Genomic DNA, 15,539 nt, shown 5'->3' with positions numbered 1-15,539 from the left:
TATTATTCGAAATGAAGAATGACATTATTCCGAGAAACGAAGCATGGCAAACGAGGCAATTGCTGCCGCAGCCCAGAGGGCTGTATGAATAACAAGCCATCGCCATTTTGCACGGAAATCAAGCCGTCTTAACGTCCATAGATTTGTCCCTATGATAAGCAAGGCGTAAACCAGAATGATGGCAGTCCCATATGCCTTCTGAGAGCCCGTAGATGGGGCCATGAAACCGTAGAGCAGAACGATGCCGCCAATCAGTACGTATGGAAACAAGAATCCTAACAGCAGATGAGAGGCCAGGCCGAACCATTTCTTCCTGTCCATCTAAGGATCAGCTCCTTTTGATCGTCCCCGGCCAGCATGTCCGGCACCGCACTAATTATTGGGCACCATAGCTCCTAATGGACCGTTCTCATTCACAATATCCTGGAGATCATAGGCCGAGATCGGAAAATACGGGAACCCGTAGGCATAAGGCGTTAATTCGTATAAGGCAAAATAAACGACAATCGAACGGTCCGCAATATAATAGTCCTGATCCGGCCGGATCGTGCGGAATGACTCGAGTGTACTTATATCACGTTCTTGAATCTGTGTGTTTACCATCTCGGATATACGCTGAACATAAGCGCTTCCCGGCTTGAACAGCTGCGGAAGGCTGTAAGCGTGTCCAGTCGACACACGAAAGGTAAGGGATACCTGCAAGGTAAGTCCGTGCGTACCTCCTGAATAGGTGTAGTTGAATAACGACAGGCTGAGAATATCCCGCTCGTTCGTCTTCACCTCGTAATACCCGCTCATTTCAGCCCGCGGATCCTCAAGCGAGCCCTGCTCGTCTACCAGCTGTTGAGCCGCTTTTCGAATGGATTCATTGATCCGCTTCATTGCATTCTCGTTGGGACCGCCGCTTACATAAGGAATCCAAAGCTCCGCTTTAGGGAATGCCGCTCTTGCAGATTGGACAATGACTGGAGACTGAAATGCCATATTCGAAGACACCTACCTATTTGGTCAGATGCTCCATTATATGCAGGGTGCGTCTCATTTCATGCCACTCTATCCCGCCGTGCGTTGATTCAGCAACTCCAAGGTACGTAAAGCCGGCCTTCTCATAAAAGGAGATCAAATGCTCCTCGCACATGAGCAGGATCGCTTCATGACCCGCAGCATCGCATTCCTCGACGAGCCTGTTAAGAAGCATGGCTCCGATTCCCTGCCTTCTTGCTTCTGCCGCCACGGCGACCGTCAGAATGCAGAAGTTGTTACCGTCTCCGTCATCCTGATGATCTCCTTTCATCTCGTCTCCGCAGGACCATGCCGAAGTACGAATTCCGTTCGTGATGCCAAGAAGCTTTCCACCCGACCAGGCCGACCAGAAATAATTCGGATAGTGCTCGAACCGGTAAAGGAAGCCCTCCCGCGTTGCCGCCGCATCCGGTGGGTAACAGCGCTGCTCCAGCAGGAGCGCTTCCTCCAGTTCATCTTCTTTTATTAAACGAAGCTTAATGATGTTCACAGCAGCATTTTCTCCCGCTCAGTCAATCTTCTCCCCTTCACGTCAAGCACGAGCTCGCCGTTGTTCAGGCCGATAATCCGGTCTGCAAACCGCTCTGCCCAATCCCCTTGATCAAGCACGGCGATCACCGTTACTCCCTGTTCCGTGGACAGCTTCTTCAGATCGGACAATACCCGGTCTGCCGTATGAGGATCCAGACCAGCCACGGGCTCGTCTGCCGCAATAACCTTCGCGCCGTGAACAAGCGCCCGGGCAATAGCAATACGCTGGCGTTCGCCGCCGCTCATCGTGCTGGCTTTCTGATGGGCTTTATCGAGCAGGCCCAATTTCTCGATCGTATCCATAGCGCCCATATAATCATCGTTGCGCAGCATCCCTGTCCATCTGCGCCAAGCCGGTGTTTGGGCTACCGCACCGATACTAACATTTTTAAGTCCGGTCTTATTCTGATGCAGCACCGTCTTCTCTTCCAGATACGCAACCGCACGGCGGATTTTGAGTTTGCCGGCGAGTCCTTGCTTGAAGACGTCTTCGCCTTCGAAATAGTAATTGCCCCCGCTCCACTTCTGCTGCAGCGCCAAACATTTGAGCAGCATTGACTTGCCGCTGCCGCTTGCGCCTTTTATCGCAATGAATTGGCCAGGCTGGACTTCAAAGCTGATGTTCTTCAGAATCGTTGGTCCGCCGGGTATTTGCTGTGTTAAATTCGATATTCTCAACATAAGTCCATGCCCCTTTTTTGTAAACGCTTCGCCACTCTATGAATCTAGTTTACGAGAAACAAAAAATTGTTTCCACACGAACAAATGTTTGCTATAATAAAAACAGAACAAATGTTCCCTTATCTTATATCCCACAATCATTTGAAGGAGGCTGACTCACCATGAATAAAAGCTGCGAAAACTTTCGTTATTTAGAGAAAGGATGGCCGCGCCGGGACCTTACATTTAAGTTTTACACGGACGGAACATTAACGATTATCGATAATCGTGCAGAGGAGGTGATCTCGCCAAATGATTTGAAGGGAGACAGCATGGACTTTTATGTACGGCGTCGAATCGCCTTTATTAAGAATAAATTGACGGCTGCCCAGCAGAAATATGCTTAACATATCCCCCTCAGGAGGGGCACGGTTAATAAATAGGCGGAATACAAGGCGTACCTTGTATTCCGCCTGTCCTGTTTACGGCAGTTGTTTATTAATTCCATTCATACTTGGAGGACGGCTGGCGAGTTTGTTCAACTTAAGGCCTATAGCTTCCGACTTCATGCTGGAGTGATTTTGGCGGTTTTGGGTTTTGTCGGCTTTATTAAATGGCATGCTCATCACCTCCCTGCTCTTTATGAGAATGATTAGCTAAAACCGCCTGAATTAAACATCCCAATTGTGCCTTCGTTGACGTAGGGCTTCTAATAAGGTAGATTGTTCATACGACGAACTTCACCAAAGGAGCCGTGCTTTAGATGAAGCAAAACCTATTCTTTGACCTTGACGACACCCTCATTCACTGCAATAAATATTTCTACTTTGTCATCGAACAGTTTGTTGACGCGATGACAACGTGGTTTGCCGGCTATGAAGGGGTAAGCGCGGAAGCTGTGCGCAATAAACAGACGGAGATTGATATTGCGGGCGTAGCGGTGCTCGGATTCAAGAGCGAGCATTTCCCGCAGTCTTTTCTTGATACATACAACTACTATTGCGACCTGACGGGCCGCAAAAAGTCTACAACGGAACAGGACTTCCTGTGGAAGCTTGGCCTGAGCGTATATGAGCATGAAACAGAACCTTATCCCAATATGGAATCTACTCTTGATAAGCTTGCCGGTGAAGGACATGTACTGCATCTCTATACCGGAGGAGAAATTACGATTCAGCGCCGCAAGATCGAACAAATGAAGCTGGAGCGTTATTTCGATACAAGGGTTTATATCCGCCGTCACAAGAACAGTGAAGCGCTTGAGCAAATATTGGCGGAAGGCAACTACAACCGCAGCCTGACCTGGATGATTGGCAACTCGATCCGGACAGATGTTGTACCTGCACTGACTGCAGGCATTCATGCCATCCATATGAGAGCGGAATCCGAATGGCAGTACAACGTCATTAATATTGAGGTTGAACCTAAGGGAGCCTTCTTCACGCTGAACAACCTGCTTGAAGTCCCGCCAGCGATTCATGACTACGTGATCCGACAACAACCTTAACCTGGTTAATTAACAAAAAGGAGTAAAGCAGCGCGCTGCTTTACTCCTTTTTGTTTTCATAAAAGCATCCTGATACGCTTCCTCATGACCACAGCCTGCTGACCATAGGTCTACACGCCTTGGACGGTTACTGTACCTTTATCCCGGTCAGTCAATACAAGCTTAGCCTTGGCGCTGCTTCCATCCGGACGCTTGAAGGTCAGCTGGCTGGTAGCTCCTTTTTCCAGAAGAGAACGGATCATTGGGATCGATAACGTTTTGCCTTGCTGCTCCTTCCAGATAACAAAGGTGCAGCCATCACGGAAAGCACTGCAGCCAAATCCGCGTTTTCCTTCAATAATATGTCCGCTGCAGCCGCCTCTTGGACATGCTGCAATCGGTTCCCGTACAGATGAACCTGCAGTTCGTTGTATTGTTCTGGAAGCTGCTGAAGCCGTGGCTGTGGCCGACGAGGATGACCTCGAGGCCGAGGCAGCTGCTCTGCTGGAGCCCGTTGTCTTTCCTGAACGGCTTCCTCTCTTCGAACCTGCTGTTCCCCGCTTGCCGCTATTCTCCCGCTCCTCGAACGTCCCTGGCGCTGCAGGACGCTGCTGCCGCACCTTGTCTACGATCATTGCGGCAAATTGCTTCACTTTCATAATAAATTGATCATCCGATGCTTCACCGCGCGAGATCTGATGCAAACGCTGTTCCCAGCGGCCGGTCATCTCCGGTGAGGCTAACAGATCCACCCCCGCGCCGCGGATTAGTTCAATGGCGGCACAGCCCTTCGATGTGATCTCCAGCTTCTTGCCGGACAGATCGACATAACCAACCTGCTTCAACCGTTCAATCGTCGCCGCCCGTGTCGCCGGAGTCCCTAGCCCCGTATCCTTCATCGCCTCGCGGAGCTCATCGTCCTCCATCGACCTGCCGGCACTCTCCATCGCTTTCAGCAAGGTACCCTCTGTAAAGGGCTTTGGCGGCTGCGTCGTTTTCTCGAGCGCATCCGACTTCACGCAAATGACGCCCTGCTTCGGCTCTATGGCGAATGGCTTGTCTGTTAGCAGCTCTTCCTCATCGCCTTCAGCCTCTTCCTTGTCGCTCGACTTCTTCTTGCTTGTCTTCTTCGCTGCCAAAGCCTGATCCTGAAGGACAACCTTCCAGCCAAGATCGAGCAGCTCCTTCGCCTTCGTGCGGAAGATCTCGCTTTCGACTTCTGTCAGCACCGTATGATTCTTATAAATCGCCGGAGGGTAGTATTGCGACAGGAACCGTCGGACGATCATATCATAAATATTCTGCTCCTCCGGATTTAATCCGGAAGGACGCTTCGGCGTGGGTATGATCGCATGGTGATCTTCGACCTTCGCCGGATTACATACGGCCTTATTGCCTTTGTGCACCCTGCTGCGGTCTGCTCCGCCCGCCAGCTCCCGATAGGAATCCGTCCCCTGCAGCATGGACAGCACCTTCTGCATGACAGGCAGATTCTCTTCGGTTACATAGTTGGAGTTCGTGCGAGGATAGGTAATCGCTTTATGCTTTTCGTACAAAGCCTGGGCGATATCCAGCGTTTTCTTTGCCGAGTAGCCGTAACGGCCGTTTGCTTCCCGCTGCAGCAGCGTCAGATCATGCAGGCGGAACGGATACTCCTTGCTCTCCGCCGTCTGATAATCTTTAATGACGCCAGGCTTGCCTTGCGTCTTCGACGCCAAAGCCTCTGCCTTCGCTTTGTCCGTTATCCGATCCCCCTGCCATATGCCTGAATATTGAAAGCCGTTCTGATCAAATAACGCCTTCACGACATAATACATGTCCGATTGAAAAGCCGTAATCTCCTTATGCCGGTCATACAGCAGCGCTAAAACAGGCGTCTGCACCCTTCCGACCGAGAGTAAAGCTTTATGTCGAATCGTGAAGGCACGGGATGCGTTCATCCCGATCAGCCAGTCGGCCTCGCTGCGCGCTCTGGCTGCCCTTGTAAGCGGAGCATACTCTTCATCGCTCCGAATGGCGTCAAAGCCCTTTCTGATCGTCTCAGGCGTCAAATCCGAGATCCACAGACGGTCTGTCGGCTGGGGCAGCTTCAAATATTGCCGGATTAGATGAAAAATAAGCTGTCCCTCGCGCCCGGCGTCACAGGCATTCACGAGACGGCCGCATCGCTTCGCGAGCTCTCCGATCGTCTTCAGTTGATCCTTTGTCCGGGCATTAGGCCACAGCTTGAATGTTTGCGGAATAATCGGCAGATCCTGATCATTCCATCTTTTATAACGCGCGTCATATTGGTCAGGCTCAGCTAAAGTAACCAGATGACCGATCGCCCATGTAATAATATAACGGTCGCCTTCCAGGTACGTCCTTTTATTTACCGCTTTTGGCTCTACTACCGCGGCAATCGTCCGTCCCATATCCGGCTTTTCCGCAATAATTAATGTCTTCAACTAATCGCCTCTTTACTTCTAGCTTGTTCGTTCCACTTTGCTTTTCATCGTTGCAAAAATTTTACTCACGCCAGCCGCCCAATTCTGATCCTCCGCATATTTGCGGTTGATCCATGCAATCGGGTCTTTGCCCTCCGGCCGGTTCCTGCTCCATTTCAAGACAGTCTCGGAAGCGATGCGCGCAGAGTCATGAATGGTCGTATTGTAGTCTTTCCAGCTATAAAAAACATTGAACGGATTATTGGCGATTTTCTTCGCCTGTTTATTCGACTTAGGTACAAAAGCCTGCTCCTGACCCGTTATCGCGAATAAAAAGAGAGGATGTATATCAAATGTTCTCGCGGCATCCATGATGGCATCCAAATAGGGCTGCTCCGCTAATATAGAGTCTCTGCTCTTTAAATAGTCGGCCAGCTTGACCTTATCCACTTCCGTGTAACGCAGCTCTTCCGGTAATTCGTTATTCTCCACCACTGGCATGACGTTCTCAAATGATTGCAATGTGACGGGAGGCTGCAGCTTGTTTGGCGAAGGTTGTAATAAGGACCAGCCATACAGCAGAGACGCGCTTACCAGCAATAAAGATAACAGAAGGTATATCGAGGATTGCTTCCTCCGAAAAAGCTTCACAACCACCTTGCCTCGATTGTTTACAGACAGAGAAATTACCTCAGCCAGCTCAGGAACCTTCTCTTTCGTCCCCTCTAACCGGTGCTCGGACTTCAGCCATTCCTTAAACTGCTCCCAAGCATCGGGCAAAACAGCCGGTACCTGACTTTTCTGCAAAAGCTTGTCCATTTGGATATGGAATATGTTCCATTCCAGATGCACGCCAGTCTGATCTTCTATCCACTTATGCAGCGGAGTAATCACTTCGGTATCCGTCAGATTTAGTCCGAGACATGCTTCAAAAATATCATCTGACCGAACCGGCATCTGCTTCTCCAGTACGGTTGTCCGGATCAGCTTCGCCGTCACCTCACGCCTCAGCTTGCCTTCGAAGGACGGAAGCTGCTTTTGAATGATACGGCTGACTGCATCGGCTACAATCTCCGCTTTTTTATCCTGTGGCATAGCCGAATATTTATGTTGAACGTATTGTCTGATATTGCGTACATCCGTTGGGGTTAACACATAAGCTTCCTCGGCGGCCATGACGAAATCTCCCCTTAACGTCATCTTACACCGATTTTACCACAATTTTCTTTATGTTGGGGAGGCTAGATTTGTAATGCGCTGCTGGATTTCTTCACTTTCAATAAAAGCACGAATCTGCTCTTTCTCAAAAGTCGTGAATTGATACTCGCAGTCGATGTCCTCGTCTTGAGGAACGATTTGCGCGATTGCACCGCTTAGCGTACAAATGACAAGGCCACTGAAATCAATCAGATCCGCCGGCACAGGCGTCTGCTCCGATACCTCAAAACGCAAAATAATATCGACCCACTGATTGTCTCTGCGCTCCATCGTCGCCGTCATCGACTCGAACCGCAGTTCCGTCACCCGGTCTAATCCGTATTGAATCATTCCTCTTTGCCTCCTGAAAAGAATGTTAATGCCTATAATCGACAAGAAAAGCGCCCGGAGGCGCTTTCTGTTATAGATCGTTCTCGTCATCTCCTTAAAGCTTAAGGCAGCATCGACGATCCCATCAAATATTTATCCACTTCGCGAGCAGCCTCGCGTCCTTCGTTGATCGCCCATACAACAAGGCTTTGTCCGCGGCGCATATCGCCTGCTGCGAATACTTTATCAACGTTGGTTTTGTATTTGCCATAAGCCGCTTTCACATTCGTGCGGCGGTCTTGCTCAAGACCAAACGAATCGATCAGCGTGCTGTCCGGACCTTCAAAGCCTACTGCGATGAATACAAGATCAGCCGGCCATACTTTCTCTGTGCCTGGGATGTCTTTATAAATTCTACGGCCCGTTTCTTCATCAACCGTACGCTCGATTTGTACCGTGTGCAGTTCTTTCAAGTTGCCATTGCCGTCGCCAACGAATTTCTTCGTCAGTACGGAGAATGCACGAGGATCTTCACCGTAAAGGGCTTTTGCTTCCTCTTGTGCATAATCAAGCGTGTACACGTTCGGGAATTGCGGCCAAGGGTTGTTCACGATATCACGTTCCAGAGGCGCTTTCGCAACCGTACCGAATTGTGTAACCGATTTGCAACCATGACGCAGCGCCGTTGCTACACAGTCCGTACCCGTATCGCCGCCGCCGATAACGATAACATCTTTATCTTTAGCCGAGATGTAGTTGCCGTCTTCCAGGTTCGAATCCAGGTAGCTCTTGATTGTGCCGTTCAGGTAATCCATTGCAAGGTGGATGCCGTTCAGTTCACGGCCTTCCATCTCAACATCACGGGCTTTCGTAGCACCGCCGCACATAATAACCGCGTCGAACTCTTTCAAAAGCTCGTCTCTCGAAATATCTTTGCCGATTTCTGTATTCGTAATGAACTCGATGCCTTCTTCTCTCATCAGGTTCACACGGCGGTCTACAACATGCTTCTCAAGCTTCATTGTAGGAATACCGTAAGTGAGAAGTCCGCCAAGACGGTCAGCACGTTCGTATACGGTTACTTTATGACCCGCTTTATTCAATTGCGCTGCTGCCGCAAGACCTGCAGGACCGGAGCCTACTACAGCCACTTTTTTACCTGTGCGCACTTTAGGCGGTTGTGCGACAACCCATCCTTCTTCAAAGCCGCGTTCGATAATGGCATTTTCAATCGTCTTAATCGTTACCGGTTCGCCGATCAGGCCAACTGTACAGGAGCCTTCACATGGAGCCGGACATACACGTCCCGTAAATTCTGGGAAGTTATTTGTTTTGTGCAAGCGGTCAAGCGCTTCACGCCACAATCCCCGATAAATCAGGTTATTCCATTCTGGAATCAAGTTGTTAACCGGGCAGCCGGATGCCGATCCTGCAAGTTCCATGCCTGTATGGCAATATGGAGTTCCGCAATCCATACAGCGAGCGCCTTGCGTACGCAGCTGTTCATCCGACAAATGCTTATGAAATTCATTCCAATCCTTGATCCGTTCAAGAGGATCGCGATCGGCCGGCAATTCACGTTGATACTGCATAAATCCTGTAGGTGTAGACATGTGCGAATTTCCTCCATCCAATATTCCCGAAAAGCCTATATCATTATTCTCCTAAAACTATATCGGGAATCTTTAAATATTTCAACAAAAAACTTCATTTATTACGCGAATATCGTATTAAAAAAGCCTATCATTCTTGCTTTCTGTCGTTAATGGATTATCCGCACAATCTTTTGCACTTAATGACATAACGTTCGTCATTTGTTGAAGTCCTTTATCCTATGCTTGATGACGCTTAAAGGTTTGGAAGGTGAAGGAATAGGCGTTACGCTCATCGCTCTCCACCCGCTCAGCATCCACCCGCTCCCACTCGTCCTCTTGAAACACCGGGAAGAAAGCGTCGCCTCCGGCAATGTCGGTATCTACTTCGGTCAGAAGAAGTTTGTCCGCAAATGGAAGAAACTGCGCGTAAATATCAGCGCCGCCTATAACCATCAGTTCGCCATCTCCGTAACGGTCAACCGCTTCCTGCACGGAATGAACAACCTCGCAGCCTTCTTTGGCATAATCCGGTTGGCGAGTTATGACGACATTTGTCCGGTCTTTCAGCGGCTTAGGCAGCGACTCGAACGTCTTGCGCCCCATGACGACTGTTTTCCCCGTTGTATGACGCGTAAAATAGGCCATCTCAGCCGGAAGACGCCACGGCAGCTTGTTCCCGATTCCGATCGTACGGCTTCGATCCATTGCTGCGATCATCGTAATCGACATCGTGTTCGCACCTGCTTTCTTATACGGCTACCGGAGCCTTAATAGTCGGGTGAGGCAGATAGTTCTCCAGCTTAATATCGTCAACCTCGGCGTCAAAGATCGATTTCAAATCCGGATTGATCGCGAGCACTGGCAGCTCACGCATGTCCCTCTTTAATTGAATATCGATCTGTTCCATATGGTTCAAATAAATGTGGGCATCGCCAAGCGTATGAATAAACTCGCCGACCTCCAGCCCGCACTCCTGAGCGATCAGATGAGTAAGAAGAGCATAACTTGCAATATTAAACGGAATGCCGAGGAAAATATCTCCGCTGCGTTGATACAGCTGGCAGCTCAGCTTACCGTTAATGACATAAAATTGGAACATGGTGTGACATGGAGGCAGCGCCATGGACGGTACATCCTCAGGGTTCCATGCCGAAACAATTAGACGCCGGGAATCCGGATTTTTCTTGATCGTATCAATAATTCCCTTAAGCTGATCAATGGTTTCCCCTTGTGTTGTGCGCCATTCACGCCACTGCTTGCCGTATACATTGCCCAGTTCGCCGTATTGTGCGGCAAACGCATCATCGGTCAGCACAAGCTGCGTGAATTTATCCATCTGCTCCTTGTACAACGCATTAAACGCTTCATCCGTCTGAGACCGAAGGCCAAAGTTCGTCATGTCCGGACCGTTATAATCGGCGCTCTCCACCCACCTCTTAAACGCCCATTCATCCCATATATGGTTATTATGCTGCAGCAAGTATCTGATATTGGAATCACCTTTGATAAACCAAAGCAATTCGCTGACGATCAGCTTGAAAGGCACTCTCTTCGTTGTCAGAATGGGAAACCCTTTGCTTAAGTCAAACCGCATCTGGTAACCAAAGGTCGAGATCGTGCCGGTACCCGTCCGATCCTCTTTCTTTACACCGTTAGCAAGCACATGCCGCAGCAATTGCAAATATTCGACTTCCGTTGATTGTACTGTCACTTTTATTCAGCTCCTTGATTATCGATCAAAAGACGCGTACCTCTCCCGGCATACGCCGCCGATCCAAGGTTTACAAATCGTTCATCTTCGACAAGCCTCGATAGAGGCTATCTCGCTATTTTAACATTTTCGCCGCTTCTTGTCTTTCCCGTTTTCTCTTCATTCGTAATTCATAACGTTCTGGAGCTGTTGCGAATAGTCGAATCTCCTCATCCGTCTCCGGGTACACCTTAGGCACTTTGGCGGGCTTACCCTGGTCGTTTAAGGCTACAAAGGTGAAAAAGGCTGTCACCGTTGTTGTACGCTGCGAAGTATACAAATTCTCGGACTCCACCGTGACGCACACTTCCATCGAGCTGTCATGCGTCCAGGTAACATACGCCTCCACCTCAATGACTTCCCCTACCTTGATTGGAGCCACAAAATCAAGGCTGTCCGTAGATGCCGTAACCACCTGCATCCGTGCATGCCGCATCGCTGCAATTGCGGCCGCCTTGTCCATATACTCCATCACTTTGCCGCCAAACATCGTTTCATGATGGTTCGTGTCCAGCGGAAAAATGATCTGCGTCATGACCGTTCTCGATGCTCTAGCCGGCTTTTCCATAAGCTTTCGCTCCTTATGCTATGTACAGTTATAATATGCAAAAAGAGGCCCGCATGCTGTTCAAGCTGCGGGACCTCTTTCACTAAAAATCATTTAGCGGGGTAATTATTTTGCTACCGTGTGGATCGGATGTCCAAGCGCTACTTCTGCTGCGTCAAGAACGATCTCACCCAGTGTAGGATGCGCATGGATCGTCAGTGCGATATCTTCGAGAGTAGCACCCATCTCGATTGCCAGAGCAAGCTCTGCAATCATGTTGGAAGCTTCCAGACCGATGATTTGTGCACCCAGAACAAGACCGGTGTCAGCATCGGAAACGAGCTTCACGAAGCCTTCAGTCGCGTTAAGCGACATTGCGCGGCCGTTGATTGCGAACGGGAATTTGCCCACTTTTGTTTTGTAGCCTTTGTCTTTTGCTTCTTTCTCGGAAAGACCAACCGCGGCACATTCCGGATCGGAGAAGCATACGGCAGGCACGCATTTGTAATCGATCACGCTTGGCAGACCAGAGATTGCTTCTGCAGCAATACGTCCTTCATACATAGCTTTGTGCGCAAGTGCTGGACCTGCGATGATGTCGCCGATTGCATAGATATGCGGGTTGCTTGTACGGCATTGTGCGTCAACTTCAACCAGACCGCGCTCGCCAACTTTAACGTTAGCCAGTTCAAGACCAAGGTCTCCGTCAGTGTTAGGACGACGTCCAACGGTAACAAGCAGGTAGTCTGCTGTTACTTTTTCTTCTTTGTCGCCTACTTTGTAAGTCAGCGTCACGTCTTTATCCGTTTGTTCAGCGCCTTGAGCCATTGCGCCGGTAACGATGTCAACGTTTGTTCCTTTAAGTTTCTTAGCAACGATAGAACCCATATCTTTATCGAAGCCTGGCAGAATAGCGTCGCCGCCTTCGATGATTGTTACTTTAGTGCCGAATTTGGAGTACATTTGACCAAGCTCGATACCGATGTAGCCGCCGCCGATAACGATGATGCTCTTCGGAATTTCAGGCAGGGACAATGCGCCGGTCGACGATACGATACGGCCGCTGAACGGGAATGCCTTCAGCTCGATCGGACGGGAACCTGTAGCGATAATGCAGTTTTTGAAACGGTAGCGCGGTGCTTCTTGATCGTTGAAGACACGTGCTTCGTTTTCGTTAATGAACATGACTTCGCCGTTGAAGTATTGTACTTTGTTCGCTTTCAGAAGCGATGCAACACCGCCGGTCAGTTTTTTAACGATACCGTTCTTGAATTCTTGTACTTTGTTCCATTCCACTTTCACGTCGCCGGCAGTAATGCCGAACGCCGATGCATGGCTGATGGATTCGTATTGATGCGATGCCGAGATAAGCGCTTTGGAAGGAATACAGCCAACGTTCAAGCAAACGCCGCCCACATTTTCTTTCTCGACAACAAGTACGTTTTGACCCAATTGTGCTGCGCGGATCGCGGCAACGTAACCGCCGGGACCTGCACCGATGACTAGAGTATCAATATCTAAAGACGGATCTCCTACTACCATTGTAGTTACACCTCCATGATGAATAGTTCTGGTTGACCCAGAAGTTGTTTAATGTAGTTCATAAAGTTTTGAGCGGTCGCGCCGTCGATGAGACGGTGGTCGAAGCTCAGCGACAGTGCCATTACAGGTGCTGCCACGATTTCGCCGTTGCGAACAACCGGTTTCTCAGAGATACGGCCAGTACCCAGGATCGCAACTTCAGGGAAGTTGATTACCGGAGTAAAGAACATACCGCCAGCGGAACCGATGTTCGAGATTGAAATTGTGCTGCCTTTAAGCTCGGCGGCAGTAAGTTTGCCTTCACGGCCTTTCGCAGCCAGGTCACGGATTTTGTCAGCAACCATGAAAATATTTTTACGGTCAGCGTCTTCGATAACAGGAACGATCAGGCCGTTGTCTGTATCTGTCGCGATACCGATGTTGTAGTACTTTTTGTAGACGATCTCTTGGCTGGCTTCATCCAGAGTAGAGTTCATAATCGGGAATTGACGGCAAGCTGCAACGAGTGCCTTCACGATGAATGGCAGGTAAGTCAGCTTGGAACCTTTTTTCTCTGCATATGGTTTGTATTTCGCACGTAGAGCAACCAGTTCAGTAACGTCCACTTCGTCCATAATTGTAACGTGAGGAGCAGTGTATACCGATTTAACCATCGCGTTAGCGATTGCTTTACGGATACCTTTGAACGGCACGCGCTCTTCCGGACGGTATGCGTCAGCTGCCGCTGCTGCTGGTTTAGCCGCTGGTGCTTCTGCTGCTGCAGGAGCTGCCGCTTCCGTTGCTGGCGCTTCTGCTGCCGCTGGCGCTGCACCGCCGCCGTTCGTTACGTCTTCACGAGTGATCCGGCCGTTTTTGCCCGTGCCGTTAACCGTCGTCAGGTCAACGCCTTGCTCACGTGCGAATTTACGAACGCTAGGTGTAGCCAATACTTGGCCGCCAGTTGCTTTTGGTGCTTCTGCTGGTGCAGAAGGAGCTGCTGCCGGAGCAGCCGATGCCGCAGGAGCCGCTGGTGCTGGCGTTTCTGCTGCTGCAGGAGTATCTTGCTCAGGAATATCGCCTTCTGCATCAATAATAGCCACAACTTCGCCAACATGGCACACTTGACCGTCTTTCATACGAACTTCCAAAACTGTACCGTTAACCGGACAAGGCACTTCTACAACTGCCTTATCGTTCTGTACTTCCATGATGATATCGTCATCCGTTACTTTGTCGCCGACTTTAATATGCACTTTAACGATTTCGCCTTCGTGCAAGCCTTCGCCAAGCTCCGGAAATTTGTATTCAAATTTCGCCACTGTAGTATCCTCCTTAAAAGAATGTGATAATTCTTACCTCGTAAGCAATCACTTCATATTTGCCGCCCAAATGACGGCTTTGCCCGCTATTTAAGCGGGCAATTTATATCCATCATCCTAAGGATGAATAACATTAAAAGTTCAGTACTTTATTAACCGCATCTACGATACGAGCTGGTGTTGGAAGCCAAGTATCTTCGATTTGCGCGAACGGATATACCGTATCCGGACCGGCAACGCGAAGCACTGGCGCCTCCAGGTGCAGGATCGCTTTTTCGTTGATTTGAGCAATAACTTCTGCGGCTACGCCAGAAGTTTTTTGCGCTTCTTGAACAACGATTGCGCGGTTTGTTTTTTTAATAGAAGCAACGATGGTGTCGATATCGAGCGGCACGAGGGAGCGCAGGTCGATAACTTCCGCTTTAATGCCGTTTTTCTCAAGCTCGTCCGCCGCTTTCACAGCTGTGTGAACCATCATGCCGTAAGCAATGATGGTTACGTCCGTACCTTCGCGAACCACGTTTGCTTTTCCGATCTCAACCGTGTACTCGCCTTCAGGCACTTCTGCACGGAATGCACGGTACAAGTTCAGGTGCTCCATGAAGAATACTGGGTCGTTATCGCGGATTGCGGCGATCATCAGACCTTTTGCGTCGTAAGGGTTGGATGGAATAACTACCTTGATACCCGGAGTTTGAACAGCAAGGCCTTCCAGGGAATCCGTGTGAAGTTCCGCTGCCTTAACGCCGCCGCCAAATGGCGTACGGAATACGATTGGCGAATTGTAACGGCCGCCGGAACGGTAACGCATACGCGCCGCTTGAATGAACATTTGGTCCATTGCTTCATAGATGAAGCCGACGAACTGGATTTCGGCAACCGGGCGGAAGCCTTGAATACCCATGCCAACCGCCAGACCGCCGATTGCGGACTCGGCAAGAGGCGTATCGAATACGCGTTCCTCGCCGAATTCTTCTTGTAAACCTTCTGTTACGCGGAATACACCGCCGACTTTACCAACGTCCTCACCGAAGATAAGTACGTTCTCATCACGTTTAAGCTCCACACGCATAGCGTCGCGGATTGCTTCCAACATATTCATTTGAGCCATGATCGTCAGATCCTCCTTCATTTTTGCTCGTGCAAAATCCCAT

Annotated in this window: 17 protein-coding genes; 2 read left to right on the top strand and 15 right to left on the bottom strand. The window is 49.7% G+C overall.

The window, feature by feature from the left end:
• Nucleotides 1-24: 24 nt before the first annotated feature.
• The 4 genes from BM200_RS24370 to BM200_RS24355 are packed head-to-tail and all read right to left on the bottom strand — an operon-like array spanning nucleotide 25 to nucleotide 2,235.
• Nucleotides 25-321, bottom strand: coding sequence for a hypothetical protein (locus BM200_RS24370; RefSeq protein ID WP_091189244.1), 297 nt, complete (start codon nucleotides 319-321; stop codon nucleotides 25-27).
• A gap of 51 nt (nucleotides 322-372) precedes the next feature.
• The gene (locus BM200_RS24365) at nucleotides 373-984 is read right to left on the bottom strand and encodes a DUF3298 and DUF4163 domain-containing protein (RefSeq protein WP_091189243.1); all 612 of its coding nucleotides are present in this window, start codon (nucleotides 982-984) and stop codon (nucleotides 373-375) included.
• Between the two features lie 16 nt (nucleotides 985-1,000).
• Entirely contained in the window at nucleotides 1,001-1,513 is a 513-nt protein-coding gene (locus BM200_RS24360; protein WP_091189242.1) for a GNAT family N-acetyltransferase, read from the bottom strand.
• A complete protein-coding gene (locus BM200_RS24355; RefSeq protein WP_091189241.1) occupies nucleotides 1,510-2,235 on the bottom strand; it encodes a phosphonate ABC transporter ATP-binding protein in 726 nt (241 codons plus the stop codon). The genes BM200_RS24360 and BM200_RS24355 overlap by 4 nt, the downstream gene beginning before the upstream one ends.
• Before the next feature lie 161 nt (nucleotides 2,236-2,396).
• On the opposite strand from BM200_RS24355, the gene BM200_RS24350 reads away from it, so the two are divergent.
• A complete protein-coding gene (locus BM200_RS24350; protein WP_091189240.1) occupies nucleotides 2,397-2,621 on the top strand; it encodes a hypothetical protein in 225 nt (74 codons plus the stop codon).
• Between the two features lie 75 nt (nucleotides 2,622-2,696).
• On the opposite strand, the gene BM200_RS30125 is transcribed toward BM200_RS24350, so the two are convergent.
• Complete coding sequence (locus tag BM200_RS30125; protein WP_175532995.1) at nucleotides 2,697-2,834, bottom strand: hypothetical protein; 138 nt, start codon at nucleotides 2,832-2,834, stop codon at nucleotides 2,697-2,699.
• Between the two features lie 143 nt (nucleotides 2,835-2,977).
• Between BM200_RS30125 and BM200_RS24345 the strand changes: the two genes are divergently transcribed.
• Complete coding sequence (locus BM200_RS24345) at nucleotides 2,978-3,721, top strand: HAD family hydrolase (protein ID WP_091189239.1); 744 nt, start codon at nucleotides 2,978-2,980, stop codon at nucleotides 3,719-3,721.
• 110 nt (nucleotides 3,722-3,831) lie between these two features.
• Here BM200_RS24345 and BM200_RS24340 read toward each other — a convergent pair whose 3' ends face one another.
• The 10 genes from BM200_RS24340 to BM200_RS24295 all read right to left on the bottom strand — a co-directional run bounded on the left by BM200_RS24340 (nucleotide 3,832) and on the right by BM200_RS24295 (nucleotide 15,496).
• Nucleotides 3,832-6,147 carry a type IA DNA topoisomerase gene (locus BM200_RS24340; RefSeq protein ID WP_091189238.1) on the bottom strand — a complete coding sequence of 772 codons (2,316 nt, stop codon included), beginning with the start codon at nucleotides 6,145-6,147 and terminating at the stop codon, nucleotides 3,832-3,834.
• Nucleotides 6,148-6,165: 18 nt separating this feature from the next.
• The gene (locus BM200_RS24335; RefSeq protein WP_091189237.1) at nucleotides 6,166-7,302 is read right to left on the bottom strand and encodes a glucosaminidase domain-containing protein; all 1,137 of its coding nucleotides are present in this window, start codon (nucleotides 7,300-7,302) and stop codon (nucleotides 6,166-6,168) included.
• A gap of 51 nt (nucleotides 7,303-7,353) precedes the next feature.
• Nucleotides 7,354-7,674 (bottom strand): hypothetical protein, encoded by a 321-nt coding sequence (locus BM200_RS24330; RefSeq protein WP_091189236.1) that lies wholly within the window; start codon nucleotides 7,672-7,674, stop codon nucleotides 7,354-7,356.
• A 101-nt stretch (nucleotides 7,675-7,775) separates the two neighbouring features.
• Nucleotides 7,776-9,266 (bottom strand): glutamate synthase subunit beta, encoded by a 1,491-nt coding sequence (locus BM200_RS24325; RefSeq protein WP_091189235.1) that lies wholly within the window; start codon nucleotides 9,264-9,266, stop codon nucleotides 7,776-7,778.
• A 219-nt stretch (nucleotides 9,267-9,485) separates the two neighbouring features.
• Complete coding sequence (locus BM200_RS24320; protein WP_091189234.1) at nucleotides 9,486-9,977, bottom strand: dihydrofolate reductase; 492 nt, start codon at nucleotides 9,975-9,977, stop codon at nucleotides 9,486-9,488.
• A gap of 19 nt (nucleotides 9,978-9,996) precedes the next feature.
• On the bottom strand, nucleotides 9,997-10,959 hold the full coding sequence (locus BM200_RS24315) for a thymidylate synthase (RefSeq protein WP_091189233.1): 963 nt from the start codon (nucleotides 10,957-10,959) through the stop codon (nucleotides 9,997-9,999).
• A gap of 115 nt (nucleotides 10,960-11,074) precedes the next feature.
• Entirely contained in the window at nucleotides 11,075-11,566 is a 492-nt protein-coding gene (locus BM200_RS24310; RefSeq protein WP_091189232.1) for an acyl-CoA thioesterase, read from the bottom strand.
• A gap of 105 nt (nucleotides 11,567-11,671) precedes the next feature.
• A complete protein-coding gene (lpdA, locus tag BM200_RS24305) occupies nucleotides 11,672-13,087 on the bottom strand; it encodes a dihydrolipoyl dehydrogenase (RefSeq protein ID WP_091189231.1) in 1,416 nt (471 codons plus the stop codon).
• A 5-nt stretch (nucleotides 13,088-13,092) separates the two neighbouring features.
• Nucleotides 13,093-14,385: a dihydrolipoamide acetyltransferase family protein gene (locus tag BM200_RS24300; protein ID WP_091189230.1), complete on the bottom strand. Its 1,293-nt coding sequence runs from the start codon at nucleotides 14,383-14,385 to the stop codon at nucleotides 13,093-13,095.
• Nucleotides 14,386-14,518: 133 nt separating this feature from the next.
• Nucleotides 14,519-15,496 (bottom strand): alpha-ketoacid dehydrogenase subunit beta, encoded by a 978-nt coding sequence (locus tag BM200_RS24295; RefSeq protein WP_091189229.1) that lies wholly within the window; start codon nucleotides 15,494-15,496, stop codon nucleotides 14,519-14,521.
• Nucleotides 15,497-15,539: the final 43 nt, after the last annotated feature.

The sequence above is a fragment of the Paenibacillus catalpae genome (assembly GCF_900112695.1).
Taxonomy (GTDB): domain Bacteria; phylum Bacillota; class Bacilli; order Paenibacillales; family Paenibacillaceae; genus Pristimantibacillus; species Pristimantibacillus catalpae.
This window is presented reverse-complemented; position numbering and strand designations above follow the sequence as displayed.